The sequence below is a fragment of the Aromatoleum toluclasticum ATCC 700605 genome, assembly GCF_000378245.1.
GTDB classification, from domain to species: Bacteria; Pseudomonadota; Gammaproteobacteria; order Burkholderiales; family Rhodocyclaceae; genus Aromatoleum; species Aromatoleum toluclasticum.
The window spans coordinates 128,387-152,929 of the sequence record NZ_KB899497.1; the positions used below are offsets into that span (position 1 = coordinate 128,387).

Sequence of the window (24,543 nt, forward strand, 5' to 3'; positions counted from 1 at the left end):
AACGGGCGGCGATCAGCGCGACAGACCGGCGTTGTCGATCGTGCGCTCGACGATGCGGCGCAGCAGGGCGCGTGCGAATTCGCCGGCGGGCGATTGCAGCGCGGGCGGGCGCAGGGCCAGGAACACCGTGCGCGGCCGGCCGGGCAGCGTGTACAGCGCCACCGTCATCGGGCACAGCGCGATGTTGCGGACGTCCTCGCCGATCATGCGGCCCGAGACCTGTGCGCTGCAGAAGGAAAAAATCTCCGCCTCGCCGTAGAAATCCGCCCGGTGGCCCAGATCCGGCGCGGTGCGCGCCAGCATGTCGCCGAACGGACTCACCGCCGGCGGCGCCAGCCCCTCGTCGACGAAGGCATCGAGCAGCGCCGCGCGGGCGTCCGCATAGGCGAGCGCTTGCAGTTCGCGCACGACGATGTCGTCCGCAGCCCGTGCCACGGCGCCTGCCAGGAGCAGGGCCGTGACGAAAAAAACGAGCCCCGCCCGGACGAGCCGGGCAGGGCGGAAGCGCTCGCAGCGAAGGAGGACGCCGCGAAGGAGGAGTGCGGTGCCGGTCAGAATCGGTAGCTCGTCTTGATGCCCGCGTACACGCTGCGGGTGGGGCCGGGTTCATAGAAACGGTCGTTGCCGTCGCCGACGATCACCGAGGCGACGTGTTCCTTGTCGAACAGGTTATCCACGCGGACCATCTGCTGGAAGGTCCAGTGCCCCGAACGCTGCTCGGCGGTCAGGCGCAGGTTCGCCAGCGTGTAGGCCGGTGCGGCGTGTTTGGTGTTCGTGTCTTCGACGTAGACCTTGCCGCGGTGCAGGACTTCCAGCGCGGTTGCCAGGCCTTCACGCGGCTTCCATTCCAGCTCGGCGTAGGCCGACAGCGCGGGGATGCCGGGGATGCGCTTGCCGTCCTCGACAGTCTTCGCGGTCGCGCCGGTGCCCGTGACGAAGGCTTCGTCGTAGATCGCGTGCAGGCGCGTCACCGACAGCTTTCCGCGCCAGTTGCGCGAGAACTCCGTGTCGGCCGCGAGCTCGATGCCCTGGCGCAGCGTCGATCCGGCATTCTTGAACACCGTGCGCCCGCCGGCTGCCGAATCGACGACCAGCTCGTCCTTGGTACGAATCTCGAACACCGCGACGTTCATGCGCGTGTTCTCTCCGACGAAGGCTTTCGCACCGAGTTCGTACTGCTTGCTGGTGGCGGGTTTCAGTCCGAAATTGAAACCGTCGGTGGGGCCGGTGCCGGAATAAGACAGTTCCGTCAGCGTCGGCGTCTCGAAGCCGCGCGCGGCGCTCGCGTACAGGTTCACGACGGGGCTCAACTGGTAGACGATGCCCAGCGCCGGGGTCGTCTTGCGGTAGCGGATGTCGCCGCTGTCGTCCGGGTTGCCCGCCACGATGTACTTGTCGTCCACCTCGAACTTCACGTCGCTGTGGCGCAGGCCGGCCTGCAGCGTCCACTTTTCGAGTTTCCAGCTTGCCTGCACATACGGGTCCAGGCTGGTCACGGTGTCGGTTTCGTCGCGGCGCAGCGCGCCCTTGACGCCGAAAACGTTGGGACTGCTGGCAAGGAAATTCTGATAGCCCTTGCGTGCGTCCTCCGAGCGGTCGTAGTCGACGCCGCCCGTGAGCGTTAGTTCGCCCGGGCCGGCCGCAAGCGTATGAGTCCAGCGTGCGCCGAGGCCGTGGAAGTCGCGGTCGAAATCGATCACGCCGCCTGAATGGCGCGCCGCCAGCTGCGGCCCGCGGGGAATCGCCTGGTACTGGATCACGCTGCGCTCGCCCGCATAGGCGGAGAGCTGTAGCCGCCCCGCGCCGAAGCGACGCTCGTACGTCGCGCCGCCCTGGCGGTGGTCGATGCTCTTGCGCGTGTCGAACCGTTCCGCGACCGTGCGCTTGGGCGTCTGCGTGTCGTTCTGGTCGATTTCGCCGTCGCGCGGATCGTCCTTGAACGTCTCCCACTTGATCCCCAGCGGATCGTCCGTATCGTCCTGCCGCAGCGCGTTCGCCACCAGCGTCAGCTTGCTGTCCTGATCGGGCCGGAACAGCAGTTTGCCGAAGAGCTGGTCGCGCGTCGCGGCGCTGTGATCGCGGTAACCGTCGGTATCGAAGCGTGATGCATCCACGACATAGCCGACGCCGTTCTGCTCGCCTTCCGCGCCGATGTCGACCTTGCTCGTGCCCCACGAGCCGCCCATCACCCCGCCGCGCACCATCGGCGCCCCCTTCGGGTCGCGCGAGAACAGTTGGATCACGCCCCCGGCATGGTTGCCATACACGGTGGAGAAGGGCCCGCGCATCACCTCGATGCGCTCGGCCGTGTCGAGGTTGAAAGTCGCCGCCTGGCCCTGACCGTCCGGCGTGCTGGCGGGAATGCCATCGGCGATCAGCTTCACGCCGCGCACGCCGAAAGCCGCCCGGCTGCCAAAGCCGCGCACGGAAATCTGCAGATCCTGCGCGTAGTTCTGGCGGTTCTGCACCACCAGCCCCGGCACCCCCGCGAGCGCTTCGGACGCATTCACGCCGAGATTGCCCGCCTGCACCGCCTGCATGTCGACGGAATCGACCGAGAAGGGCAGGTCGAAGCTTGCGGCCTCGACGCGGCTGCCCGTCACGACCACCGGGTTCAGGGTCGGGGTCGGCTCCGCGGCAAGCGCGTGGGACGCCCCCACACAGGCGAGCAAGGCCAGCGGAAGGGGACGAAGACGGGGTCGAAGGCGGGTACGCAGGGAGGGTGCGCGCGAGCTGGGGGTGGAAGCGAACATGATTCCGGATCCTGTCAGTTGGAGTACGCCGCGTCTGGCGTTTGTACCAACTTTAAGGATCCGCGCACAGTCCCGCGTCCATAAGTCCGCGGAATCGCCCTACAGAAAATCATGAGATCGCCCACGCAGACCGCCGCCCCGCGCCGTTTCAGCCGTGCCAGATCACCAGATACTTCTGCCGCCAGCGCAACGAGCGCCACCACCGCTCCCCGGCCTCGTAAAGCGCAACCCCATCGGACGACAAGGTGTAATAGTGCGCCCGCGGCCCCTCCTTCGCGCACGGCACGATGTAGCCGTTGCGTTCGAGAAAGCCGAAGTAATGCACCGCCATCGGCGCGCCTTCGAGATGCGTGAGGCAGGAGAGATCCCACAGGTGTATGAACGGATGCCCCGCATGCATGGACCGCAGCATCTGCAGCACATGCCAGCGATGCGGCAGCCGTTCGCGGCGAGGGGCGTCATCGGCACGCGGAAGCATCACGCTCTCCAGGGTCTGCGTTTCCAGGGCAAGCCCGACAAGGCATCCCGCTCGTTCCATACGCCAGGGTCGGCGGAGCGGCAGCCAGCCGCGAACCGCGCGCAGCCAGCGAGGCCTTGCCTCGGCCCGGTGCGAGCGAAGGCGGGCGAGCCTTCATCCCGTTCGCTTGCGCGGCCGATACTTGATTTATAGCCTGCCGGATGACGTTCCGCAGGGCGCGCGGGAGCTTTGCGCGGGCGGGCAGTGTCGAACCGCGGTGGCGCTCCTGCCGGGCGCGCATGCCGGTCCCGTCCGGCCTGCTTGAGGACATCGCGAGCGATGACACGTTTCGCCAACACCACGCATGGCTACGGCATCGTGGCCATGGCCCTGCACTGGGCGATGGCCGGCCTGCTTGCCGGTCTCGTCGTGCTCGGCCTCTACATGGCGCAACTTCCCGACGTCGGCTTCGACAAGACGAAAATCCGCCTGGTCCTACTGCACAAGGAACTCGGCGTCCTCGCGCTGGGGCTCGCGGCGCTGCGGCTCGCGTGGCGGATCGGCAACCGGCTGCCGCGGCTCGTCGCGGGGCTGCCCGAATGGCAGCAGGTCGCGGCGCGATTCGTGCACCTGTGCCTGTACGCGCTGATGTTCGCGCAGCCGATCACGGGCTGGGTGATGTCGTCCGCGGCGGCGATCCCGGTGTCGTTCTTCGGCCTGTTCTACCTGCCCGACCTGGTCCGCTACGACGAATACCTGTTCCGCTTCCTGCTGGAGCTCCACCGCTGGCTGGGGTACGCGCTCGCGCTGCTGGTCGGCGTGCATGTCGGCGCGGCGCTCGAGCATCATTTCCTGCTCCGCGACGAGACGCTGCGCAAAATGCTTCCGGCATCGGTCCGGGCCGAGGGCGTCAGGTCGCGTGGGCGTGGACGAATTCCGCCACTTCCTTCAGCGCCTTCGCGATAGCCGCATTCGCCGCCACCGCTCCGCCGTGCGGCGTCCTCTCCGGCAGCGGTTCGCGCAGCTCGACCTCCCGGGTGGCGACGACCGCGGTGTCCCCGGCCGCCATCAGCGCGACGCGGAGCACCAGGTGGAAGGCTGGCGGCTCGATCGTGAAATCCTGTTCGAGCGCCATGATCTCGGTGCGCAGCGCGTAGCCGACGCGCCCCGCGAAGGGCGGCGTCACCACCGCGCCGACATAGCCCGATTTGTCCAGTGCCCGCACCAGCAGCCCCTTGATCATCTGCGGCGGCCGCGCCGCCCATTCGGTGCGGCTGAAGTAGGCGATCTGCGGGGGGCGGACCACGTAGGCCATCAGCGTCGTGTCGTAGACCGCGCTCGCTTCGGGTGGGAATACCAGCAGCGTCGCGGCGCGCCGCGGACGGGCGGGAAAGTCGGCCGGGATCGCGGTCAGCACCTCCTTGTCGGGCTCGACGCCGGGCGGGGCGAGCAGTGCGCAACCGCTCGAGATCACGGCAATGAGCGTGGCAGCCAGCACCGTGCAGCGCGCGGCGACCCGCCCGCCCGTCATTGCCGCTCCCCCGGTCCGGGGCGCCGCGCCGGAGCACCGCGGACGACCGTCATGGGATCCCTGCCGACCTTGTCTGCCGTGGCGCCAAGCGACACCGCGAGATCGTCCAGTTGCGTGAGCGCCCGGTAGGCTTGCGGCACAACCTGGGTCTGCAGCGCATCGACGGTTTCCCGGCTCGAGCGGACCAGCGGTCGCATCGCGTCCACCATGTCCTGGCTCGACCGGACCAGCGGCTGCAGCGTGTCGATGGTCTGCTGGCTCGATTGCAGAAGCGGCCGCAGCCGCCGGCTCGCGTCCTCGCCATTGGCGATCAGCACGTTCAGGCGGGCGTTGTTGTCCGCGAGCGTCTTCGTGACCAGCCGCAGGTTATCCACCGATTCCTTCAGCGCGGCGACGGTGTCGTGGTCGAGCAGGCCGTGGACGAGCCCGGTCAGCGACTGGACGTTGTCGTTCAATTGGCTCATCAGCAGATCGAGGCTCATCGATTTCGACGCGGTCGTCGGAATCGTCGGATACGGCTCGCCGGCGCGCGCCACCAGCCGGCCGAAATCCGTGCCGGCATCCTCGAGGGAAATGTACACGTAGCCCGTGAATCCGCGCGTCGCGACCCCCCTGCTCGTGATCGTCGCGACGGTCGCCGCGGTCACCGGGGCGTCCTCGCGCACGGCGAGCACCACCCGGATCGAGCGCGAGTCGATCAGTTCGACCCGCTCGACCTTCCCCACCTCCACGCCGTGGTATTCGACCGGCGCGTCCGGAATCAGCCCGGAGACCGCGTCGTTGGTGCGGATCTCGTAAATCGTGTATTGACGGGCCGACAGCAGATACCAGCCGAACCCGCCCGCGGCCAGGAGCAGCAGGAACGCGGCGAACGCAATTCTGGCCTTGTTATCCGCATCAAGCTTCATCTTGTTCTGCTTCGGCGACACGGCGCGGTGGTTGCGAGGACGGCGTCGCGATGCGAAGGCCCCGAAAAGCCCCGCGCGCGGGAAATCCTCGCAGCCGGTTGAACGTTCGGCCGCCCCGAGGGCATCGGCGGCCCCGGGCAACGGCGTCCCGCACTGCAGGGAGACACCGATGCAAGAGAGATGGTTCCTGCACGCCGATGCCATCGAAGCCCGGAGCAGGCAGTGCGCCGGCAAGTGCGCAAAGCCGGGTCCGGGATCGGGGATTTCTTGTAACCGCGCATCGCGGCACTCGGGGGGCTCTCGGCGGTCTATCTGCGGCGCCCGACCCCCGGCGCCGGGCGGATCGGCGAGGCGCTCGCGGAGCTGTGGGTGAAGGCTGGTTACGAGCTGCTGATCTCCTCGCGCCGAGCAGGGGAACTACCGGGTATCGGCTTCGAAGGCAAGGCCGACCTTACCCGTGAGATGTGCAAGCTCGTCGAATGAGCGCCGTATCCAACACGGGCCTTCAATTCCTTCGCTTGCGTGGACGACACCTGATTCAAGGCCCCCGCGAGGTGGCTTGTCTCCCGGGCGGGAACGGGGGATGCCGGAACGGGCTCGGGCGACGCCTGCTTCGTTTGTGCGCTCTTCAGCGCACGGCGGTCGCGCACGACAGCGATCGTCACCCCGTCGCGCACCACTTCCGCGATGATCGGTCCGGCCACGGCGAGATGGCAGTTCATCTGTGTCGGCGACATGAAGAAGTCGGCCGCCAGCCAGTCGGTCGTCATCGTCAGCCCCGGCGCCAGCCAGGCCGCCGCCTGCACCGGCTCGGCACAGGCCGCGACGGTGTAGGCGTGGTGCTGCGGACCTACGTAAGCATTCAGCAGGCCGGTCGCCTCGCGCAGGCTGCTCGCCCAGTAGTCCTCCTCCCAGCGGCCTGCGGCGCCACGCAGCCCGCCGATGAGGTCGTTGTATTCGAGGTATTCATAGGGATGGAGGTTGATCAGCGTCGCGAGATGCACGAACGCCAGCAGCAGGCAGGCCCCCAACGTCACCGCTCCGGCCCCCGGCCAGCGAACGCTTGCCCGCCATGCCGTCCGGAGGCCCGCAGCGGCGACGATCGCCAGCGGCGGAAGCAGGAAGGTGAAGTGGCGGATGCCGTTGTACAACGGCGGCGCAGCGGCGAGCGTGTAGGCGATCGGGACGGCCGCGGCGAGCACGACGGGCAGCCAAGGCAGCGCTGCGACGCGCGCGTGCCGGTTGCCGACCAGCAAGTGCATCGACAGCAGGCCCGTGACCAGCGCGACGGCAATGCCGAGCAGCAGGAGTTCGGGCAGGCGGACGAGCAGATAATCCAGCAGATAGGTGCGCGGTAGCGCCCCGATGTTCATCACGACGCCGTCGACGATCGTTTCCAGGTCGAAAGCGAAATGCGAAAACGCCTGCATCGCACGGACGAGGTTCCCCGGCGACAAGGCCACCCAGGGCCAGAACAGGCCGGTCAGCGCGGCTGCGACAATGCCCGCGGGGACCAGGCCGAGCACCGCACGGCGCAGGATCGCCGCCCGCGCCGCAAGATCGCGGCCGTTAAGCCAGGCCGCGGCGATTACGGCGGCGCCGAGGTACATCACGGCGAACACCGCGCCGACGCGCAGCCCGAAGGCGCAGCCGATCGCGATGCCGAGCCCGGCGACGTCCCGCTTGCGGATGGCCGGCAGGCGTGACGCGAAACTCGTCGTGAAATACAGCGACCACACCATCGTCGTGGCGAAGGGTACATCCTTGGTGTGCGTGAACATCGCCCCGGTCCATGCTCCGGTCAGCGAGAGCAGGGCGAGCGCGACGAGGGCCGGCACCTCCCCCATCAGGCGGCGCGCGAGCATCCAGGTGCCCGCAAGGCCGAGCAGCCCGAAGCCCGCGGACAGGAGGTGACGCAAGTCCCAGACGTTCATCGGCACGATGCGTTCGAGCCCGGCCGCGATCAGGTCGAAGAGTCCGCCGTAGAGGTACAGGTTCTTGTAGGCAAAGGCGCTGCGGTCGGCGAAACCCGAGCCGTAAAAATCGACCAGCAGGCGGCCATAGGTGTGCTGCACTTCCTCGTCATTGCTGATCCCGTACTGCCGGAAGGCGAACACGATGAAGAGGCCGACCGCCACCATCAGCGCGAATGCCACGCGCCGAACGCGCAGCTCCGATATCGTCGGCAGCCCTTCGGCCGCAGCGTTGGCCGCAGTGTCGACCGTGATGTCGAATCCGTGCGTCATCGCCCGACTGCCTCGAGCGGCCGCGATCCGCGAAGCGGGGAAGGGGGAATCGGGCAGCGACACGACGTGACGGACGTTTCCATGGAAGGGCGAGCATGACCGTGAACAAGCAATTAACGGCCCGACGTCCCCGGCCGTTGACATGGCTCCGGTCCATCATTCGTCGCAACTCGCGATCGGGGTCGCTGCGCGGGCGCTCGCGCGGTGGTGCCATGTCGGGGAGGGAGGTTCCGGATGGCGCGAGAGCGCGGTCGGCGGGATCGATTCCTTTCGCGAAGTGCGGGCGAGGCGCTCATTGCCCGCCCCGACTCGCAAGGCGTGGCATCTAGCGCCTGTCCCGCTCCAGTCGCTCGGCCGCGCGCGACGCAGCTTCGTCACGCGAAATTCCCGGAGCCCTCCGCTGCTCGTAATCCAGCAGGCGCTCTGCCTTTCCGTAATCGCCGCCGCAAGCCCGGAGCAGCCTTGCCCACGGCGTCTGCGCGCCAAAGTCCGGCTTTGCGGAGCGGCGCGCTCCGAGCGAAGGCTCGCGCGGCTCGAATACCGCACGCATCCTCCTCTCGGCGCGCCACCTTCCCAGGCGCAGGATCAGGAACACGACCCCGAACATCATCGCAAACCAGACCCATGCCGGAAGGGTTCGCAGGTAGGTGCGAACCTGCGGGACGCCAGTTTTCAGGAACAGATCCGGGGCCGCCGGGAAGTACGCCGTTGCCAGCTGCAGCAGGCCGGTCGACGGCCCGTCCTGCGTCGCACGCGACGACGCGCCGTTCGATGCTGGCACGGACGACAAGTAGTTCGCCACTATGAGTGCGCCGGATTTCGGACGGAACGGAACCGGCGGGTTGCCGACGTAGAAGCGAAACGGGATCGACGCCATCCCCAGATCGTCGCCGTTCCGGACAACCTGCTGCACGACGAAATGCAAGTGCGGGCCCGACGAATATCCCGTAGATCCCACCAATCCGATCTGTTCCCCGGCTGCCACACGCTGACCCGGATACACATGCACGCCCCCGTGGGCGAGGTGTGCGTATACGCCGATCGTCCCGTCAGCGTGCCGAATCCTCACCTCATTCGCCTTGTCCAGCAGATCGGGCGTCTTGCCACCATACCTCTGGTTCGCTTCGGTATAGATCACCGTCCCGTCGCGCGCGGCGAGCACCGGCGTGTCCTGCGGCATCACGATGTCGACCGCGTGCGCACTATCCGCAGAGTGATGTGTCGTGATCGCTCCGCCCGCGGCCTGGCCGATCGGGTATCCACTGCCATCGCGATAGGGAAGCCGATACAAGGCATCGGCACTTTGTCGTGCGTTGAAATCACCCAACAGCCAGGAGCTCGAATACCGGAACGAATAGCCGACGCCCGACATCGTGCGCTTGAACCGCCCCAGATGCAGGACTCCGCCATTCGGCGGCACGACCGCGAACACGGGAAACTCGCGATCCGGCGTTGCATACACGGAATAGAGCAGAGCCACCTTCACCGAAACCGGTGCCGGTCCGTTGTTGCGAGCAACGATCCGATGCCCGTCGCCCTCCGGCTCGCTTTCCACCGTGAAGGGGTAATTGTCGTTGGGCGCTGCAAGGCAGGGGCCAATAAGGAAATGGGCCAGGATCAGCAACAATGTCGCGCGCATTGCTCATGTACGACGTGGAGGTATGATCGAATGATAGCGCGCGTTGGCCTTGCTCAAGCGCTGCACATTGCATGCTGCCGGGAGCTGTCCTTCCGGATGATCGGTGGACTCGATCGGCGCCGCGGGAGAGGAAAAGGTGATCGAGCGATCAGGGGGGTACGATGTCTCACGGGGTCATGGCGGAGTAGTTGTGCGGCTGGAGTTTGGCCTGATCGGCCGTTGGGGTATGTCGCCGCCAACGGCAGCAACCAGTCGGTCAACGGTCGTAGCTCCGAAAGTTCGCCGCTACGTCCGCTCCGAAGTCCGCGCTATCGCCGGCCCCGACCCGTTGCCGACCTTGTGCACGCCACATGCTGAAAGGCAGGTAAGAAAATCCAGTGGCCGTTCGCAAGCGCGCAAGCGTCGACCAACTCTTCCAGTGGCAGTCTCGGTGGCAAAGTCAGCAATGCGATCGAGGTGGGGAGATTGACTGGCCCGGTCAATAGCCATCTAACCTGTTAAATCAACAGTCAGCTTTCATCGGGCATCACCATGCGGATCGGACGAGTCCCTATCTTCGCCCCGGTGACTTCATCCACGGCCACGGCTTTGATCTCCGTTCCGTTTTCAGCATCGAAAAAACGAACCAGCTTGCCGCCGCCCCGGTATTGACGTCCCCACTCGCCGATCATGAACAGCACCGGCAGAAAATCGCGACCGGCAGCGGTCAGCAGATATTCCTCACGCGGCGGGTGCTCCGAGTAGCGCCGTTTCTCCAGCAATCCCTCCTCAGTCAATGTCGCCAGCCGCCGGGTCAGCATCGTCGGTGCGATGCCCAGGCTCTTCCGGAATTGGTCAAAGCGCGTGAGACCGCCATGGGCGTCCCTCAGGATCAAGATGCTCCACGCGTCGCCGGCAAATGCCAGGCTGCGCGCGATCGGGCATGAATCACTGGAGATATTTTCGTTGTCCATACTAGTTTAGTAGTGACTCGCTTTCAAATTAGTAGTATCGTTAGTTTCAATTCGATAGTAACACTTTGACATCGGGCGATCCATCCTATCTGGAGCGATGCCAGGCGGACGATCTATCCGGGTTCAGGACACGTGGCGACTTTCAGCACCACCAGGCCTTTGTACCGGCGGTCCTGGATTTCCTCGCCAACTAATCGAACAACAACGAGAGGCCACCGATGAGACCCAAACCATGAAAGCTCTCACCTTCAAACGCTACGGCAAATCACCCGAAATCAGTCTCGCCGACGTTCCCCGCCCCACGCTGCATGCCGACGAATTGCTGGTACAGGTTCATGCTGCCGGCGTGAACCCGATCGACAACATGATTCCGACCGGGATGTTCAAACCGGTCCTGCATTTCCAACTGCCCGCCACGCTGGGCAGCGATCTGGCCGGTGTGGTGACCGAGGTGGGCAGCCACGTGACGCGCTTCAAGCCGGGCGATGCCGTCTTCGCCAGCATCTTCGACCTGGGCCGAGGGTCGATCGCCGAACTCGCGGTGGTGCCGGAGAGTGCTGCCGCGCTGAAGCCGGCCAATCTGGACTTCGTGCAGGCCGCCTCGATCCCGATGGTCGGGCTCACCTCGTGGCAAGCGCTGAAGGAACGCCTCAATCTTCGCGCCGGACAGAAAGTGTTCATCCCGGCAGGCTCAGGCGGCATCGGCACCTTTGCGATCCAGTTGGCAAAGCACCTTGCCGCCAAGGTAGGCACGACTACCAGCACGAGCAACCTTGACCTGGTCCGTCGCCTTGGCGCAGACGAGGTGGTCGACTACAAGCAGCAAGACTTCGCGAACGTGCTGCGCGACTACGACGCGGTGCTGGGCACTGTCCGGGGCGACGCGATCGAAAAGTCCATCTGCATCCTCAAGCCGGGGAGCCGGATCGTCTCGCTCATCGGGCCGCTGGACGCCGCGTTTGCTCGCGCGCGAGGCCTGAACTTCGTCATCAGGTACGTCTTCGGCTTGATGAGCCGCAAGATCATGCGGCTGGCGAAAAAGCAGGACGTCGCCTACTCGTTTCTTTTCGTGCGTCCCGATGGTGCTCAACTCGCCGCGATCGGCAAGCTCCTCGAAACGGATCGCATCCAGCCCGTGATCGACAAGGTGTTTCCTTTCGAGCAGGCAAAGGAAGCGCTCGAATACCTTGCCCAAGGACGTTCAAAGGGCAAGGTTGTCGTCAGGATGAGATAGCAGCTGCCCCGTGCTTACCCCCCCACCAGAACAACCTCAGCAAAGGAAAACATCCATGCTTCCGACTGTCTTGATTACCGGTGCCTCCAGCGGCATCGGCGCCACCTATGCCGAGCGCTTCGCTCGCCGTGGCCACGACCTCATCCTGGTGGCGCGCGACAAGTCGCGCCTGGAAAACGTGGCAGCACGCCTGCGTGCGGAAAGCAATGTGGCCGTCGACGTGCTGCCGGCCGACCTGACACGCCCCGCCGCCCTGTCGGCGCTCGAAACTCGCCTGCGCGATGACGTCCGCATCGGCATCCTGATCAACAACGCTGGCATGCCTCAAGCCGGGAGCTTCGTGGACCAAACCGCCGAGGGCATCGAACGCCTGATCACGCTCAACACCACGGCGTTGACGCGGCTCGCCGCGGCGATCGCGCCGCGCTTCGCGCAGTCCGGTCATGGCGCGATCGTCAACATTGGCTCGGTGGTGGGTTTCGCGCCCGAGTTCGGTATGTCGATCTACGGTGCCACCAAAGCCTTCGTGCTGTTTCTGTCGCAGGGTCTGAACGTGGAGTTGTCGCCCAAGGGCGTCTACGTACAAGCGGTGCTGCCGGCGTCGACCGGCACCGAACTTTGGGAGCGCGCCGGCATTGACGTCAACACCCTCCCCGAGGTGATGGATGTCGGTGAACTGGTCGATGCGGCACTGGTCGGCTTCGACCGCCGCGAGCTGGTCACGATCCCGCCGCTGCACGTCTCCGGGCGCTGGGACGCGCTGGAGGGCGCACGCCAGGGGCTGATGTCGGACCTTCGGCAGGCCCACGCGGCCGAGCGCTATCGGTCGCCAGTCCGAGCCGGTGCCGCGACTTCGCTTACCCTCTGAACAGCCAGGGCGAAGCGCCCTTCGTGCAATTCGACCCGACCTGAACCTCACCTCCAGGAGACCTTTATGAGCAGCACGCTATTTACGCCTACCCAACTCGGCGCTTTGTCGCTGAAAAACCGCGTCATCATGGCGCCGCTGACGCGTAGCCGGGCGACCGGAAATCTGCCCAATGCCCTGATGGAACAGTATTACCGCTTGCGTGCCGAGGCGGGGCTGATCATCACCGAAGGAACCTCGCCTTCACCCAATGGCCTGGGTTATGCGCGCATTCCCGGACTGTTCAACGAGGAACAGGTGCAAGGCTGGCGCCGCGTAACCGATGGCGTCCATCAGGCAGGTGGCCGGATTTTTGTGCAACTGATGCATACCGGGCGGGTCAGTCATCCCGCCAACATGCCGGTCGGCGCCAGCGTTCTGGCCCCCTCGGCGGTCGCCGTTCCGGGCGAGATGTGGACCGATGCGCTAGGAACGCAGCCGCATCCTGTGCCGCGCGAAATGAGCGAGACGGACATCGCCCAGAGCATCGCCGAATATGCGACGTCGGCCAAGCTGGCCATGCTGGCCGGCTTCGATGGCGTCGAGCTGCATGGCGCGAATGGTTATCTGATCGACCAGTTCCTCAATACTGCCTCCAACCAGCGCAACGACCGCTGGGGCGGCAGCGTCGAGAACCGCATCCGCTTCGCCGTCGAAGTTGCCAAAGCCACCGTCGCAGCCATTGGCGCTGACCGTGTTGGCATGCGTATCTCGCCGTATGGCGTATGCAACGCCCAAGTGCCGGATGCCGAGATGAATACGCTGTACCTGCGTTTGATCGACGAGTTGAACGCACTCGGCCTGCTGTATATCCACATCGTGGACCACAGCGCCATGGGAGCGCCGCAAGTCAGTCCGGAATTGAAAGCCGCAATCCGCGCGACGTTCAAGGGAAAGTACATTCTTTCCGGTGGCTATGACGTCGCCCGAGCCGATGCCGATCTCGTCGCGCAGCGTGGCGACCTGGTGGCTTTTGGTCGCCCGTTCATTTCAAATCCGGACCTGGTCTCCAAGCTGAGGTCAGGGCAGGAACTTGTGGCGCCCGATTTCGCGACTTTCTATACGTCGGGAGAAAAGGGCTATACCGATTACTGACGGAAGCTTGAGTCTGTTGGTGCATTTCGCCGGATCGGTCACGATCCAGTGAAATGCCACCGGACTGACCATTCCGGTAGCTTCCAAAGCAATCGTAGCCGTCATTCGGTTGTTCGTTATCCTAGGAGGCGGGCCGGAGCCTGCCCATGCCCGCAGACGTCTTCGTGCATGAGCCTCTCGGACACCTGATTGATTCGAGCACGCCATCGATGGTAGTCGATTGATAGCAACGTCCCCGATCCGTGCTGAGTTTTGCAACGACAGCGATTAACATCATCTGCACTTCTGCAGCTGGAACCCACCCATGACTGAGGCTCAAGACAAAGGCACAACCTCGATCAGTTTGGTGCGTGAAGCGATTTTTGCGGCTACACAACGCAATCTGGACGTAAATGCCGCATTGCATCGTGCTGGTATTGCGGTTGAATTGCTGAACTCCCCAAGAGCCCGCGTACCAGCGCTTGCCTTTGCCCGCCTGTGGGCGGCTCTGGCCGATCTGATGGACGACGAATTCTTCGGCTTGGATAGCCATCCGATGCGTCGAGGCAGTTACGCGCTGATGTGTCACTCGGCTCTCCATGCCGAAAATCTGGAGCATGCGCTGCGTCGAATGCTGCGATTTCTTCGCGTAGTCCTTGACGATATGTATGGAGAGCTACACTGCGACGGCGAGCACGCCCTCATCGTGCTGCATGATCGAGGACCGACACGCCGCCTCTATGCCTATGGAACGTGGTTCATCCTCGTGCACGGCCTAGCGTGCTGGCTCGCACGCAGGCGAATTCCATTGATAGAAATGAGTTTCCGCGCTTCCTCGCCGGTCGACGACAGCGACTACCGCTTGCGCTTCTGCGAAGAAGTGACCTTCTCCGCACCGGAAACCCTGATCCGGTTCGATCGCAGTTTCCTCGAGCTAAAAGTGACGGAAACGGAAACTACCCTGCGCGCATTCCTACAGGCCGCACCGGCAAACATCCTGGTGAAGTACCGCAACGAATCCAGCACGACGGCGCTGATAAGGCGCCGGTTGCGAAACCAACTCCCAGACGAGTGGCCCGATCTCGACGCGCTGGCGCCATCACTGAACATGTCATGCGCGACGCTGCAGCGCCGCCTGTCGGCGGATGGCACGAACTATCGGCGCTTGAAGGACGAGTTGCGGCGCGACGTCGCCATCGAACTGCTGTCCAACAGTTCGCTCACGGTCGCTGAAGTCGCTGCACAGACCGGATTTCAGGAGACCAGCGCCTTTCATCGTGCCTTCCGGAAATGGACTGGAGCAAGTCCGGGAATCTACCGACATGGCAAGGCGGCTACGGCCTGACCGATCCTTAATAGGACGTCCGACGCTTCAAGTCGGCAAAGCGGGTCTTGCTGGTCCCCAAATGATTTCTCCGAATTACTGCGCGGTTTCCTCCCGGAGCCGCCGGTAACGGTCTGCGTTCGCTTGCGCCTGAATTGTGGCGCACGACGTCGATTACCGCTCTCTGCTTCCTCTGATGCGAGCGCGGACGACCCTGGGTGTTCAACGACCTCATCCAAGTTGAAGTTGTTGGACATCGACCGCTTGCTCGGTGGCGCCGACACTTCTGCCAGCACAAACCAACGGCCAGTACGAGTCACCCCAAGACTGTCCCATTGAGGGCGCCGTTGGAGTCGCTGTGGGCAAAGCCCACGACGTCAATCCAAAGGAGGCAAGATGAACCAAATAGACGTGCACTCACTCGCCGGAAAGGCCAAATTCAACGGCTTCCACAGCTTGGTCCTGTTCTGGTGCGTATTGATGCTGATCCTCGACGGCTACGACCTTGCGGTAGTCGGCGCGGCGCTTCCATCGATCATGAAGGACATGGGAGTCGACGCCACCAGTGCCGGCATCATGGCCGGATCCGCACTCTTTGGCATGATGATCGGGGCCATTTCCCTTGGTACGCTGGCCGATCGATTTGGCCGTCCGGCAATGATCTGCGTTTGCGTCGCCCTATTCAGTCTGTTCACGGCAGCCGCTGGGTTCACCCACGATCCCGTCACCTTCAGCGTAACGAGATTCATCGCGGGCCTTGGGATCGGCGGAGTCTTGCCGATCGTCACCGCTCAGATGGCCGAGTTTTCGCCAAACGCCCTGCGGACACGACTGGTGACTCTGGTTTTTGCGGGGTATTCCATTGGCGGAATTCTGGTCGCGCTGACTGCCAAGCAGCTTATCGAGAGCTACGGCTGGCAGTCGGTGTTTTTTGCCGCGGGCCTGCCTGTGGTGCTGATTCCGTTCATCATGAAATCGATGCCGCAATCAATGGCATTCCTGACGAAGAACGGCCGCCACGAAGAGTTGCGCCGCTTGTTGAAGCGTCTGGTACCCGAATATCCGTTGAGCGGCCGCGAACAGTTTGCTGACTCCTCAGCGGGCAACAATAAGGATGCTCCGGTCCGACGCCTCTTCCAAGAAGGGCGCGGCTTTAGTACCGCGATGATCTGGGTTGCATTCATGACAGGTCTGTTCATGGTCTACGCACTCAGCTCATGGCTGACCAAATTGATGGCGATGGCCGGATACACCTTGGGTTCGGCACTGAACTTCGTGATTGTCTTCAATGTCGGGGCCATCGCCGGCGCAGTCCTTGGTGGCTGGCTGAGCGACAAGGTCAACATCAAGCGTGTGCTGATTGCCTTCTATGTCGTCGGGGCACTAGCGTTAACAGCAATGGGGTACACCAAATCGACTGAGTTGCTGTTTGTCGTCGTATTCATTGTCGGGGCGTCGACGCTCGGTACTCAGTTGTTTGCGTATGCCTACGCCGGCGACTTCTACCCCCCCGCGATTCGATCAACCGGTGTTGGCTTTGCTTCCGGAGTGGGCCGAATCGGTGCAATCGCGGCGCCCGTGCTTATCGGTTGGCTCGTATCTCTGAAGTTGCCGCTTGAGCAAAACTTCTTGGCGATCGCCCTGGCTGGCCTGTTCGGCGCGGTTGCAGTGACGCTGATCAATCAGGCTCGCGCCGAGTCATCACGTGTAAGCAGGGCGCTGATGGAGCCTGCAACGGCTGGTGTACGGGACTGAGGTCTCTGCCGCGCATCGCGCCTTCAGCAACGACGCGAGGAGGGAGTGCGGCACGTACGCGCTCCCTCCTCCAGAGACACAGGATCACTTCGTGAAGATTGATTCTGAATGCGAGCAAGAAATGAACCGTCTATCCCCTCCGCCTTTTGCCTCACTTGACGACGTGCGTCGAGCCGTCGACTGGGCGCTCATCACGCGACGCAGCGTGCGAGCGTTCCTCGACACACCGGTTCCTCGCGACGAGATCGAATCCATCCTCGACGTCGCCCGCTTCAGTGCCACCGGCGTCAACCTGCAGCCGTGGCATGTGCATGTTGTGACAGGCCTGGCTAAGGCCCGCCTGTCTTCTGCGATCAAAGAGATCAATGACGATCCGGGACGCAGTTCCGCGCTGGAAGAACCCTACGATTACTACCCGCATGAATGGATTGCGCCCTATCTGGAGCGCCGTCGCAATGTCGGCTGGCGTCTATACGGACTGCTAGGAATCGAGAAAGGTGACAAGAAGCGGATGCATGCGCAACACGGGCGCAATTACCACTTCTTTGACGCACCGGTGGGGTTGTTCTTCACCGTCGACCGAGTGATGGGCGAAGGAAGCCTGTTGGACATCGGCATGTTCTTGCAAAACATCATGATTGCTGCCCGGGCCCGCGGTCTCGACACCTGCCCGCAGCAGGCCTTCAACAAGTTCCACCGGGTCATTGCCACCGATCTTTCCCTTCCTGACAAGCAGATGCTTGTTTGCGGCATGAGTCTCGGCTACGCGGATCCAGATTCCATTGAAAATTCTCTGGTGACAGACCGTGCATCAGTCATCGACTTCACCACCTTCCACAGATAATGAAAGGAGACAAGACCATGAGCGCAAAAGCTTATGCACGGGGACTCGATAAAAACGCGGCAAACCATGTGCCATTGACGCCATTGACTTTCCTCGACCGGACCGCTGACGTCTATCCGCAGCGAACGGCCATCATCCACGGCCGGTTCAAGCAGACATGGTCGGAAACCCGCACGCGTTGCTATCGTCTCGCGTCGGCGCTCGTTCGACTGGGGATTGAATCGGGCGACACGGTGTCCATCATTGCGCCCAATACTCCTGCAATGCTTGAGGCTCACTTCGGCGTACCGCTGGCCGGGGCCGTACTTAATGCCATCAACTGCCGCCTTGATGCCGACGGGGTCGCTTTTATTCTCCGCCACGGTGAATGCAAGCTCTTGTTGGTCGATCGCGAATTTGCTCCGCTGATTCAGAAGGCTTTGCAGTCGGTCCCCAATCCGCCGCGTGTGATTGATATCAACGATCACGAAGCACCTGATGGCCCTGCCATCGGTGAAACCGATTACGAGTCGCTGCTGGCCAGCGGTGATCCGGCCTTCGCTGGGCGCTGGCCGACCGATGAGTGGACACCGATTGCATTGAACTACACGTCAGGTACGACGGGAGATCCGAAGGGGGTTGTTCCGAGTCATCGCGGAACGTACCTCATGAGCCTCATTCAGATGACGAACTGGCCGCTCCCTCGCGCACCGATCTACTTGTGGACACTCCCGATGTTCCACGCGAATGGTTGGTGCTTTACGTGGGCAATTACTGCTGCGGCGGGAACGCATGTATGCATGCGTAAGGTCAATGCCGCCACTGTTCTTTCTGCCATCGCCGAGCATGGCGTCGATCATTTTTGCGCGGCGCCGATTATTCTGTCAGGTATCGCAAGCACCCCTGAATCGGAACGGAAACCGCTGCCACGTCGGGTGCGAGTCCTGACTGCCGGCTCGCCTCCGCCTGCCGCTGTTCTCGAGGCGGTTGGTGCCATGGGCTTCGACGTCGACCATGTCTTCGGAATTACCGAAATCTCCGGAACCCCCATCAGTTGTGCGTGGCACGACGAATGGGATGCTTTGCCACCAGAGCAACAAGGACGCCTGAAAGCGCGTCAGGGTGTGCGCGCGGCAGCATTGGAAAATCTGTCCGTCGCGGACTCTCAAACACTCGAGCTGGTACCAGCTGACAGCAAGACCACTGGCGAGGTGCTGGTCCGCGGCAATACCGTCATGATGGGATATCTGAAAAATCCCGAAGCAACGGAAAAGGCCTTCGCTGGTGGTTGGTTCCATACCGGAGATGTGGCCGTAGTCCATCCTGACGGTTACATGCAAATCACGGACCGTTCGAAGGACGTCATTATTTCCGGCGGGGAGAACATTTCCTCTGTGGAAGTCGAGGAGGTCATCTACCGCATGCCAGGAGTGTTGTTCGCTGCCGTCGTTGCTCAGCCCGACGAGAAGTGGGGTGAGACCCCTTGCGCCTTCATCGAACTGAAGCCCGACGCATCGGATATCACCGAGGCGGACGTCATCTCATTCTGCCGAGGCAGTCTGGCTCATTTCAAATGCCCGCGTCGCGTAGTCTTCGGCGAAATGCCGAAGACTGCCACAGGAAAGATTCAAAAGTTCCGCCTGCGGGAGCAAGCGGGCAGCCGCGAGGCCATTACGAAATTGGCAGGCTAGTTGCGCGACTGGTGATGAAAATCCGATACAAGGGGTCAGGAATGCAGAGTTTCTTGGGTACCCGTTTTGATATCGACTCGTTTGCGATCGTGGACCAGGCTCTCCCCGAACCGGCTCCCGGCCAACTGCGAATTCGCGTCGAAGCGACGGCGCTGGGTTTCGTCGACGGTTTGATGATGCAGGGCCGCTATCAGATCAAACCGCCCTTGCCCTATGTGCCGGGCGGCGAAATTGCCGGCGTCGTCGATGCAGTCGGTCCAGGCGTGACGGTGCCGGCCGTCGGAGAACGGGTTGTCACGTGGCAACTCGGGGGCGGTTTCGCGGAATACGTTGTCGTCGATGCCGCAGACGTCGATACGGTGCCGAATGAACTTCCTCTGCCCATCGCAGCGGCCATGCTGGTTGATTTCCAGACGGCACACTATGCGCTGTTCGATCAGGGACGATTGACTGCCGCCGATACGTTGTTGGTACTCGGTGCAGGAGGCGCAGTGGCCTCGGCTGCCATCCAGCTTGCCGTGCGTGCCGGCGCACGCGTGATTGCCGCAGCTGCGAGCGAACACAAGCGCAAGGCGGCCTGTGAGCTCGGCGCGGTGCATGCGATTGACTACAGTCTTCCAGATTGGCGTGAAGCGCTCAAGCAGCTGGCGACCGAGGGCATCGATGCCGTGTTCGACCCTGTAGGTGGCGACATGTTCGAGCCTGCATTTCGATCATTGGCCAAAGGCGGTCGATATCTCGTCATTGGTTTCGCGGGCGGAGCGATTCCGTCGCTTCCGGTCAACCTGGCACTCCTCAAGAACGCCACCTTGCATGGGGTCGATATCCGGTATTTCCTGTCCAACCGGCCGGAACGGGCTCGGCGCATACGCAGCTCGCTATTTTCAATGGCTGCCCGCGGCCATCTTCTGCCACCCGCGATCATCACGTTTCCCCTCGCTAGCGCAAGAGACGCTGTACAGGCCGTATTCAGTCGAGACAGGCATGGAAAGATCCTTCTGCTGCCTCACATGGACGCGGGTGCAGAAGAGTAGATGCTCCGTGACTCATGCAGGCACCGGCTGCTTGCACGCCGCCGATGCGACAAGAAAGCGGGCAGTCGTGAAGCCATTACAAAACTGGCGGGCTAGTCCCGGCTGCTCGACAGGCGGTGGCTGAGCAATTGGCGGCCTGGGCGGAGTCGGTGGCGGCGGGCTACCGGTTCGCCCGCCGCCATACCTTCGACCCGCAGCAAGCAAGCGCTTTTGCGCATTTGGCTGGCGATGACAATCCGATTCATCACGACGGGGAGTTCGCGTCTGGGACACGTTTCGGAGGTCTAATCGTCAGTGCGACTCACACGACTGCCTTGATGATGGGGCTCGTGGCGTCACACTTCGCGCAGCGAGGAACGGTGCTCGGGCTTCAATTCTCGGTGGATTTGTTGCGCCCGGTCGGATCCACCGAAACGGTCACTCTTGAGTGGGTGGTGAAGTCAGCTTCGTACCATCCCAAAGGGGGGCAGTTGTTGGACCTGGAGGGGGAAATAAGGGATTGCGCGGAAGACGTTCGAGTGCGGGCCCGCGGGCGTGTGCTTGTCGGTGCTACCTTTCGAAAACAAGCGGCGGCAGCGAGCGAATAGCGTCAATGACAAGATCAAGAATGCAGCTCGTTATTGGGCAGGTGGGAATCCATTGCCGACAGGTCGAGTGGTCTGTCAGTTGCCGCAATGCGCGGATGCTCTACTCAAGAAGCTGCCGTCGCAACTGCCGAACGCCGAACGGCAGCAACGGGTCGTGACGAGCAGTTCGAAGCATTGAAGACCTGTCGTTCGACGGTGCGGAACTCCGTGCGGCAGCTTCCCTCCACACCGCTGCCGCTCAGCCGGCGCGGGCTGGCCGGCAGCATTGGCCGAGAAGCCGTCTGCGGCAGCGAACCCGACCCTCAGACCCAATGCGGTCGGACGTCAAGGCAGAAGCCCTATGGCGGCTATCGGGTCGAGCTGATGCTTTTGTCTTGATGCATAGGGTACGGCGCAGCAGCACCCGTTGCCTGAAATCCGCTTTCGCGCCTAGGCATGCTGGTCGAGCGACTTGATGGCGCCGTGGATGGCGCGTTCAAAGATCGGACGATCCGGCTTGACGACGTGCGCCGTGCCGTTCTTCAGTCGCACGGCCAGCGCTTCCGGCGTGATCGAGATTGCGCAGGCAGAAGCGCTGTTGGTGAAGAGGAAGAGTGTGCGACTCCGGTTGATCCAGGTCAGGCGCTCGCGCCGGGTCTGGCCTGCCGTCATGAAGTCCAGCCAGTCGCCCCGCACCAGCTGACGCACCCGGCGCAGGTCTGCACGGTCCGGAGTGTCTTCTTCGTCGAGCCCCCCGCCGGACGGCAGCGAGATGTCCTGCACGCGAATGCCGTTGCCTGTGGCGTGACTGACCTGCAGGGTCGGCCCGGCGCTGCGCCTGCGTAGTCTCGCGGCTTCCATCGCCTGCGTGGCGAAGCGCTTTTTCGCTCGCAGGGCGGCCAGCTGGAGGTCGATCAGCTTGTCCATGAAGGCCTTGCGCTCGGTGGGTGCGGCACCGATCTCGTCGAAGCCGGCGTTGATCCTGCTCAGTAGCGCCGGCAGCGCGGCGGCCTGCAGCTGCTGGTCGGCTGACACGTGCTTGGGCGAAACGGACTGCTGCAGATCGGTAGCGACCCGCAGGGCTTCCGTGGTCGCAGCGCATTCCTCGCCGGCCTGCGAAATGTGGCTCTGCACGACGTCTCGCCAATAGCTGCGGAGAAATTCCTCGATCTCGATCGGCACACCCGGTTCCAGCATGCGGGCAATGCACGCGTCCGCCATCTTCTGGGCGCGTACCTGGGCCTCGCGCTTCAGGCGCAGCTCCTCTTCGTGCGCGCGCACCGCGTCGGCCAGCGCCCGGTTCTGCTGTTCCTCGAACTCTTCGCGCTCAGAGAGAAAGGCGTCCAGTTCGGCATTGGCAGAATCGAACACCCCCATGTCGCCGTCGTAGGTGCTCTGCACCTTGTCGACCAGCTCGGCGAGCTTGAGGTAGAACGGGTCGTCCACGTTCACCACCTTGCCCCAGCGTAAGGTGACGACCGAAATACTGTCGAGAAAGCGCCGTGCCGGGTGGCTTCGGTCGGCGAAGAAGCGCTGGTTCAACATCGCAGCCCGCAGCACCGTGGTCTGCAGGCGGGCAACCAGCGCCTTGATGTCATCGGCAACGTTGGGGTCGCTGAAGATCAGGTCGAACAGCTTGGCGACGATATCGAGCGTCAATGCCTCGAGCGGCTTCATGTTGCGCGCCGCATCGCTGTCGCGCGCCATGCGGACAACGTTGGTGTGCTTGCCGGGGCTTACCGGTGGGGGCGCCGCTTGCAGCGTCGTCAGGGACTTGAACAGCTCCCCGTTGGCAGCCGTGACCCGGGACACCTCCGCGGCACCGGTTTCCGCCGTGCGTGCCTTTACCATACGGTCGAGGGCGCTCGCCACTCTGGTGGATTCGTCCGCGACCTCCTGTGCGTCCACCGGAATCGTGTCCCTGTAGCTGCGCTTGAGCCGAGGCAGGATCTCGGCCTCGATCATCGCTTCGTTGACCACCCGATAAAGTTGCGGCATCTCGGTGGACATCTGCTCGCCGATGAGTTGCAGCAGCAGGATGAGCGCGTCCGTGGCGGTCACAGCCTCGACGCAGGCCGCCTCGATGCAGGACCAGAGCGCCGAGACCCTGAAAGTCGAGTCGCCCGGCTGCATCGCGCGGCGCAACACGAGGTAATTGATCCGCCTGTCCAGCGCTTTGGTTTCGTCGCGGCACGCCAGGGCGACACGCTCCAGCACCTCGCGCATCGCGAGATGCACGGACTCCTCCTCCTGGCTCAGGAGCCGGATGTCCGACTGGTCGGTCGCGCCGTAGCCGGACTTCGCCGCTTCCACTTCGCGCGTCTTCAGTTTGTTCCTGAGAGAAGGGGCCACCTTCGGCCAGGCGGAAGGCAGGGCCAGTTGGAGCGCGACGGCGGCGATCCTCTCGCTGCGCTCGCGGCCGGCTTCGTCATGCGCGATCGCCATCTGGGTCAGCACGGGTCCCAACTCGTCGAACAGCTCGCACAAGTCGCTTTCCATCTGCTCGCGGCAGCCAGCCACGATCCTGCCGAGCGTTGCAGCGTCCTGTTCTGTCATTTAGGCCTGATGCAAGGAGAATCCAGTGATGGATTATCACATGCCGCAGGGGGCATATTGCAGGCTCGCGCGCGCCGGCACCTTCCTCGACTGCAGGCGCGGAAGCCCCGGTCATCCTCCCGACACCGCGTGGGCGACACGAGAGCGCTTCGTGGCCGCCGATCGGCGCGACAAGGATGCGTGACGACCTTCCCCTCAACCCTTGCGGAATTCCGCCGGGGTCTGCTGCATCAGGCGACGGAACATCACGATGAAGGCCGAGGCGCTGGCGTAGCCGAGTTCCAGGGCGACGGCTTCGACGGTGCGCCCGGCGGCGAGCAGCGGCATGGCCTTGAGGATGCGCAGGCGCTGGCGCCATTCGGACAGGGGCATGCCGAGGTCGCGCTGGGCGCGGCGGATCAGGGTGCGTTCGGTGGTGTTGGCGAGCTGTGCAAGCTCGACCATCGTGCGGTTGTCGTCGGGGTGGGCGTCGAGGAAGCGGAGCACGGCGCCCAGCGCGGGGTCGGACGAAGACGGGAGGTAGCTCCCGGCGCAGGGGGCGTGTGCGAGCTGGTCGACGAGTACCTGCAGGAGGCGAGTGTTTTCGGCGTCGAGAAGCGCGTCGGGCGCCTGCAGGCGCAGGTGGTCGAGGAGCGCGACGATGAGCGGGCTGACGGCGAGCGCGCAGGGTTTGCGCGGCAGGCGATCGCATAGCGGCGCGGCGACGTACAGCGAGCAGTGTCCGGCTTCGTTGCGGTTGAGGCCGACGTGCGCCACGCCGGGCGGCAGCCATACGCCGTAAGGGGGCGGAGCGAGGAAGTGCTCGCCTTCGACCTGGATTTCCATCACGCCCTTGAACGAGTACACGAACTCCCCGCCGGCATGCTTGTGCATCGGGTAGACGGTGTTGGCGGGCAAGGCCGCGGCGCGGAAGTGGATCGGCGCGGGCAGTTGCTCGCCCTGCGGCTCCATGCGGCAGGTGCTGCGGGTTTGCTTCATGTGCGAAGGGGCGCCGCGAAATTGGCGGATCGTCGCTAGCGGTTGGCGATTTCTCACTATATCAGTCGAACCCGCCATCGTCACAATCTCCCCATCAACGACTCGCCGGAGCCT

At 63.6% G+C, this 24,543-nt stretch carries 21 protein-coding genes; 11 read left to right on the forward strand and 10 right to left on the reverse strand.

The features are described 5' to 3' along the window. Nucleotides 1-12: 12 nt before the first annotated feature. From F464_RS0113495 to F464_RS0113505, 3 genes are all read right to left on the reverse strand, one after another. Nucleotides 13-435, reverse strand: coding sequence for a hypothetical protein (locus F464_RS0113495; protein WP_018990354.1), 423 nt, complete (start codon nucleotides 433-435; stop codon nucleotides 13-15). A gap of 116 nt (nucleotides 436-551) precedes the next feature. Further along, nucleotides 552-2,753: a TonB-dependent receptor family protein gene (locus F464_RS0113500; protein WP_040395101.1), complete on the reverse strand. Its 2,202-nt coding sequence runs from the start codon at nucleotides 2,751-2,753 to the stop codon at nucleotides 552-554. Between the two features lie 148 nt (nucleotides 2,754-2,901). After that, the gene (locus tag F464_RS0113505; protein ID WP_018990356.1) at nucleotides 2,902-3,231 is read right to left on the reverse strand and encodes a hypothetical protein; all 330 of its coding nucleotides are present in this window, start codon (nucleotides 3,229-3,231) and stop codon (nucleotides 2,902-2,904) included. 318 nt (nucleotides 3,232-3,549) lie between these two features. On the opposite strand from F464_RS0113505, the gene F464_RS28480 reads away from it, so the two are divergent. Continuing rightward, on the forward strand, nucleotides 3,550-4,176 hold the full coding sequence (locus F464_RS28480) for a cytochrome b (protein ID WP_018990357.1): 627 nt from the start codon (nucleotides 3,550-3,552) through the stop codon (nucleotides 4,174-4,176). Here F464_RS28480 and F464_RS0113515 read toward each other — a convergent pair. From F464_RS0113515 to F464_RS0113535, 5 genes are all read right to left on the reverse strand, one after another. After that, nucleotides 4,121-4,741 carry an ABC-type transport auxiliary lipoprotein family protein gene (locus tag F464_RS0113515; protein WP_018990358.1) on the reverse strand — a complete coding sequence of 207 codons (621 nt, stop codon included), beginning with the start codon at nucleotides 4,739-4,741 and terminating at the stop codon, nucleotides 4,121-4,123. The genes F464_RS28480 and F464_RS0113515 overlap by 56 nt on opposite strands. After that, nucleotides 4,738-5,649, reverse strand: a complete 912-nt coding sequence (locus tag F464_RS0113520; RefSeq protein WP_026295983.1) for an MlaD family protein — start codon at nucleotides 5,647-5,649, stop codon at nucleotides 4,738-4,740. The genes F464_RS0113515 and F464_RS0113520 overlap by 4 nt, the downstream gene beginning before the upstream one ends. 380 nt (nucleotides 5,650-6,029) lie before the next feature. After that, complete coding sequence (locus F464_RS28485; RefSeq protein ID WP_018990360.1) at nucleotides 6,030-7,895, reverse strand: glycosyltransferase family 39 protein; 1,866 nt, start codon at nucleotides 7,893-7,895, stop codon at nucleotides 6,030-6,032. 325 nt (nucleotides 7,896-8,220) lie between these two features. Then, nucleotides 8,221-9,534, reverse strand: a complete 1,314-nt coding sequence (locus F464_RS29925; RefSeq protein ID WP_018990361.1) for a M23 family metallopeptidase — start codon at nucleotides 9,532-9,534, stop codon at nucleotides 8,221-8,223. A 509-nt stretch (nucleotides 9,535-10,043) separates the two neighbouring features. Beyond that, the gene (locus F464_RS0113535) at nucleotides 10,044-10,487 is read right to left on the reverse strand and encodes a winged helix-turn-helix transcriptional regulator (protein ID WP_018990362.1); all 444 of its coding nucleotides are present in this window, start codon (nucleotides 10,485-10,487) and stop codon (nucleotides 10,044-10,046) included. A 232-nt stretch (nucleotides 10,488-10,719) separates the two neighbouring features. Here F464_RS0113535 and F464_RS0113540 point away from each other — a divergent pair, with 232 nt between their 5' ends. The 9 genes from F464_RS0113540 to F464_RS28495 all read left to right on the forward strand — a co-directional run bounded on the left by F464_RS0113540 (nucleotide 10,720) and on the right by F464_RS28495 (nucleotide 20,916). Then, nucleotides 10,720-11,721: an NADP-dependent oxidoreductase gene (locus tag F464_RS0113540; RefSeq protein WP_018990363.1), complete on the forward strand. Its 1,002-nt coding sequence runs from the start codon at nucleotides 10,720-10,722 to the stop codon at nucleotides 11,719-11,721. A 55-nt stretch (nucleotides 11,722-11,776) separates the two neighbouring features. Beyond that, entirely contained in the window at nucleotides 11,777-12,589 is an 813-nt protein-coding gene (locus F464_RS0113545; RefSeq protein ID WP_018990364.1) for an SDR family NAD(P)-dependent oxidoreductase, read from the forward strand. Between the two features lie 66 nt (nucleotides 12,590-12,655). Continuing rightward, nucleotides 12,656-13,723: an alkene reductase gene (locus F464_RS0113550; protein WP_018990365.1), complete on the forward strand. Its 1,068-nt coding sequence runs from the start codon at nucleotides 12,656-12,658 to the stop codon at nucleotides 13,721-13,723. A gap of 304 nt (nucleotides 13,724-14,027) precedes the next feature. Next, entirely contained in the window at nucleotides 14,028-15,047 is a 1,020-nt protein-coding gene (locus tag F464_RS0113555; protein ID WP_026295984.1) for an AraC family transcriptional regulator, read from the forward strand. Between the two features lie 375 nt (nucleotides 15,048-15,422). Continuing rightward, nucleotides 15,423-16,781 (forward strand): MFS transporter, encoded by a 1,359-nt coding sequence (locus tag F464_RS0113560; protein WP_018990367.1) that lies wholly within the window; start codon nucleotides 15,423-15,425, stop codon nucleotides 16,779-16,781. Nucleotides 16,782-16,872: 91 nt separating this feature from the next. Then, nucleotides 16,873-17,625 carry a nitroreductase gene (locus F464_RS0113565; protein WP_026295985.1) on the forward strand — a complete coding sequence of 251 codons (753 nt, stop codon included), beginning with the start codon at nucleotides 16,873-16,875 and terminating at the stop codon, nucleotides 17,623-17,625. A gap of 17 nt (nucleotides 17,626-17,642) precedes the next feature. Continuing rightward, nucleotides 17,643-19,295 (forward strand): acyl-CoA synthetase, encoded by a 1,653-nt coding sequence (locus tag F464_RS0113570; RefSeq protein ID WP_026295986.1) that lies wholly within the window; start codon nucleotides 17,643-17,645, stop codon nucleotides 19,293-19,295. A gap of 14 nt (nucleotides 19,296-19,309) precedes the next feature. Beyond that, entirely contained in the window at nucleotides 19,310-20,329 is a 1,020-nt protein-coding gene (locus F464_RS0113575) for an NADPH:quinone oxidoreductase family protein (RefSeq protein ID WP_026295987.1), read from the forward strand. A 116-nt stretch (nucleotides 20,330-20,445) separates the two neighbouring features. Further along, nucleotides 20,446-20,916, forward strand: a complete 471-nt coding sequence (locus tag F464_RS28495) for a MaoC family dehydratase (protein ID WP_051092292.1) — start codon at nucleotides 20,446-20,448, stop codon at nucleotides 20,914-20,916. Nucleotides 20,917-21,345: 429 nt separating this feature from the next. On the opposite strand, the gene F464_RS0113585 is transcribed toward F464_RS28495, so the two are convergent. Beyond that, the gene (locus F464_RS0113585; protein ID WP_018990372.1) at nucleotides 21,346-23,451 is read right to left on the reverse strand and encodes a DUF1631 family protein; all 2,106 of its coding nucleotides are present in this window, start codon (nucleotides 23,449-23,451) and stop codon (nucleotides 21,346-21,348) included. A 28-nt stretch (nucleotides 23,452-23,479) separates the two neighbouring features. Here F464_RS0113585 and F464_RS30955 point away from each other — a divergent pair, with 28 nt between their 5' ends. Beyond that, entirely contained in the window at nucleotides 23,480-23,635 is a 156-nt protein-coding gene (locus F464_RS30955; RefSeq protein ID WP_018990373.1) for a hypothetical protein, read from the forward strand. Nucleotides 23,636-23,646: 11 nt separating this feature from the next. Here F464_RS30955 and F464_RS0113595 read toward each other — a convergent pair whose 3' ends face one another. Further along, nucleotides 23,647-24,429: an AraC family transcriptional regulator gene (locus F464_RS0113595; RefSeq protein WP_018990374.1), complete on the reverse strand. Its 783-nt coding sequence runs from the start codon at nucleotides 24,427-24,429 to the stop codon at nucleotides 23,647-23,649. Nucleotides 24,430-24,543: the final 114 nt, after the last annotated feature.

Excerpts from the sequence above, each read along its gene's own strand:
- F464_RS0113540 (WP_018990363.1), top strand. The coding sequence starts at position 10,720 with ATGAAAGCTCTCACCTTCAAACGCTACGGCAAATCACCCGAAATCAGT.
- F464_RS0113570 (WP_026295986.1), top strand. The coding sequence starts at position 17,643 with ATGAGCGCAAAAGCTTATGCACGGGGACTCGATAAAAACGCGGCAAAC.
- F464_RS0113515 (WP_018990358.1), bottom strand. The coding sequence starts at position 4,741 with ATGACGGGCGGGCGGGTCGCCGCGCGCTGCACGGTGCTGGCTGCCACG.
- F464_RS0113585 (WP_018990372.1), bottom strand. The coding sequence starts at position 23,451 with ATGACAGAACAGGACGCTGCAACGCTCGGCAGGATCGTGGCTGGCTGC.
- F464_RS0113505 (WP_018990356.1), bottom strand. The coding sequence starts at position 3,231 with ATGCTTCCGCGTGCCGATGACGCCCCTCGCCGCGAACGGCTGCCGCAT.
- F464_RS0113500 (WP_040395101.1), bottom strand. The coding sequence starts at position 2,753 with ATGTTCGCTTCCACCCCCAGCTCGCGCGCACCCTCCCTGCGTACCCGC.
- F464_RS0113560 (WP_018990367.1), top strand. The coding sequence starts at position 15,423 with ATGAACCAAATAGACGTGCACTCACTCGCCGGAAAGGCCAAATTCAAC.
- F464_RS0113595 (WP_018990374.1), bottom strand. The coding sequence starts at position 24,429 with ATGAAGCAAACCCGCAGCACCTGCCGCATGGAGCCGCAGGGCGAGCAA.
- F464_RS0113575 (WP_026295987.1), top strand. The coding sequence starts at position 19,310 with ATGAAAATCCGATACAAGGGGTCAGGAATGCAGAGTTTCTTGGGTACC.
- F464_RS0113555 (WP_026295984.1), top strand. The coding sequence starts at position 14,028 with ATGACTGAGGCTCAAGACAAAGGCACAACCTCGATCAGTTTGGTGCGT.
- F464_RS28485 (WP_018990360.1), bottom strand. The coding sequence starts at position 7,895 with ATGACGCACGGATTCGACATCACGGTCGACACTGCGGCCAACGCTGCG.
- F464_RS0113520 (WP_026295983.1), bottom strand. The coding sequence starts at position 5,649 with ATGAAGCTTGATGCGGATAACAAGGCCAGAATTGCGTTCGCCGCGTTC.
- F464_RS0113545 (WP_018990364.1), top strand. The coding sequence starts at position 11,777 with ATGCTTCCGACTGTCTTGATTACCGGTGCCTCCAGCGGCATCGGCGCC.
- F464_RS0113550 (WP_018990365.1), top strand. The coding sequence starts at position 12,656 with ATGAGCAGCACGCTATTTACGCCTACCCAACTCGGCGCTTTGTCGCTG.
- F464_RS0113535 (WP_018990362.1), bottom strand. The coding sequence starts at position 10,487 with ATGGACAACGAAAATATCTCCAGTGATTCATGCCCGATCGCGCGCAGC.
- F464_RS30955 (WP_018990373.1), top strand. The coding sequence starts at position 23,480 with ATGGATTATCACATGCCGCAGGGGGCATATTGCAGGCTCGCGCGCGCC.
- F464_RS28480 (WP_018990357.1), top strand. The coding sequence starts at position 3,550 with ATGACACGTTTCGCCAACACCACGCATGGCTACGGCATCGTGGCCATG.
- F464_RS29925 (WP_018990361.1), bottom strand. The coding sequence starts at position 9,534 with ATGCGCGCGACATTGTTGCTGATCCTGGCCCATTTCCTTATTGGCCCC.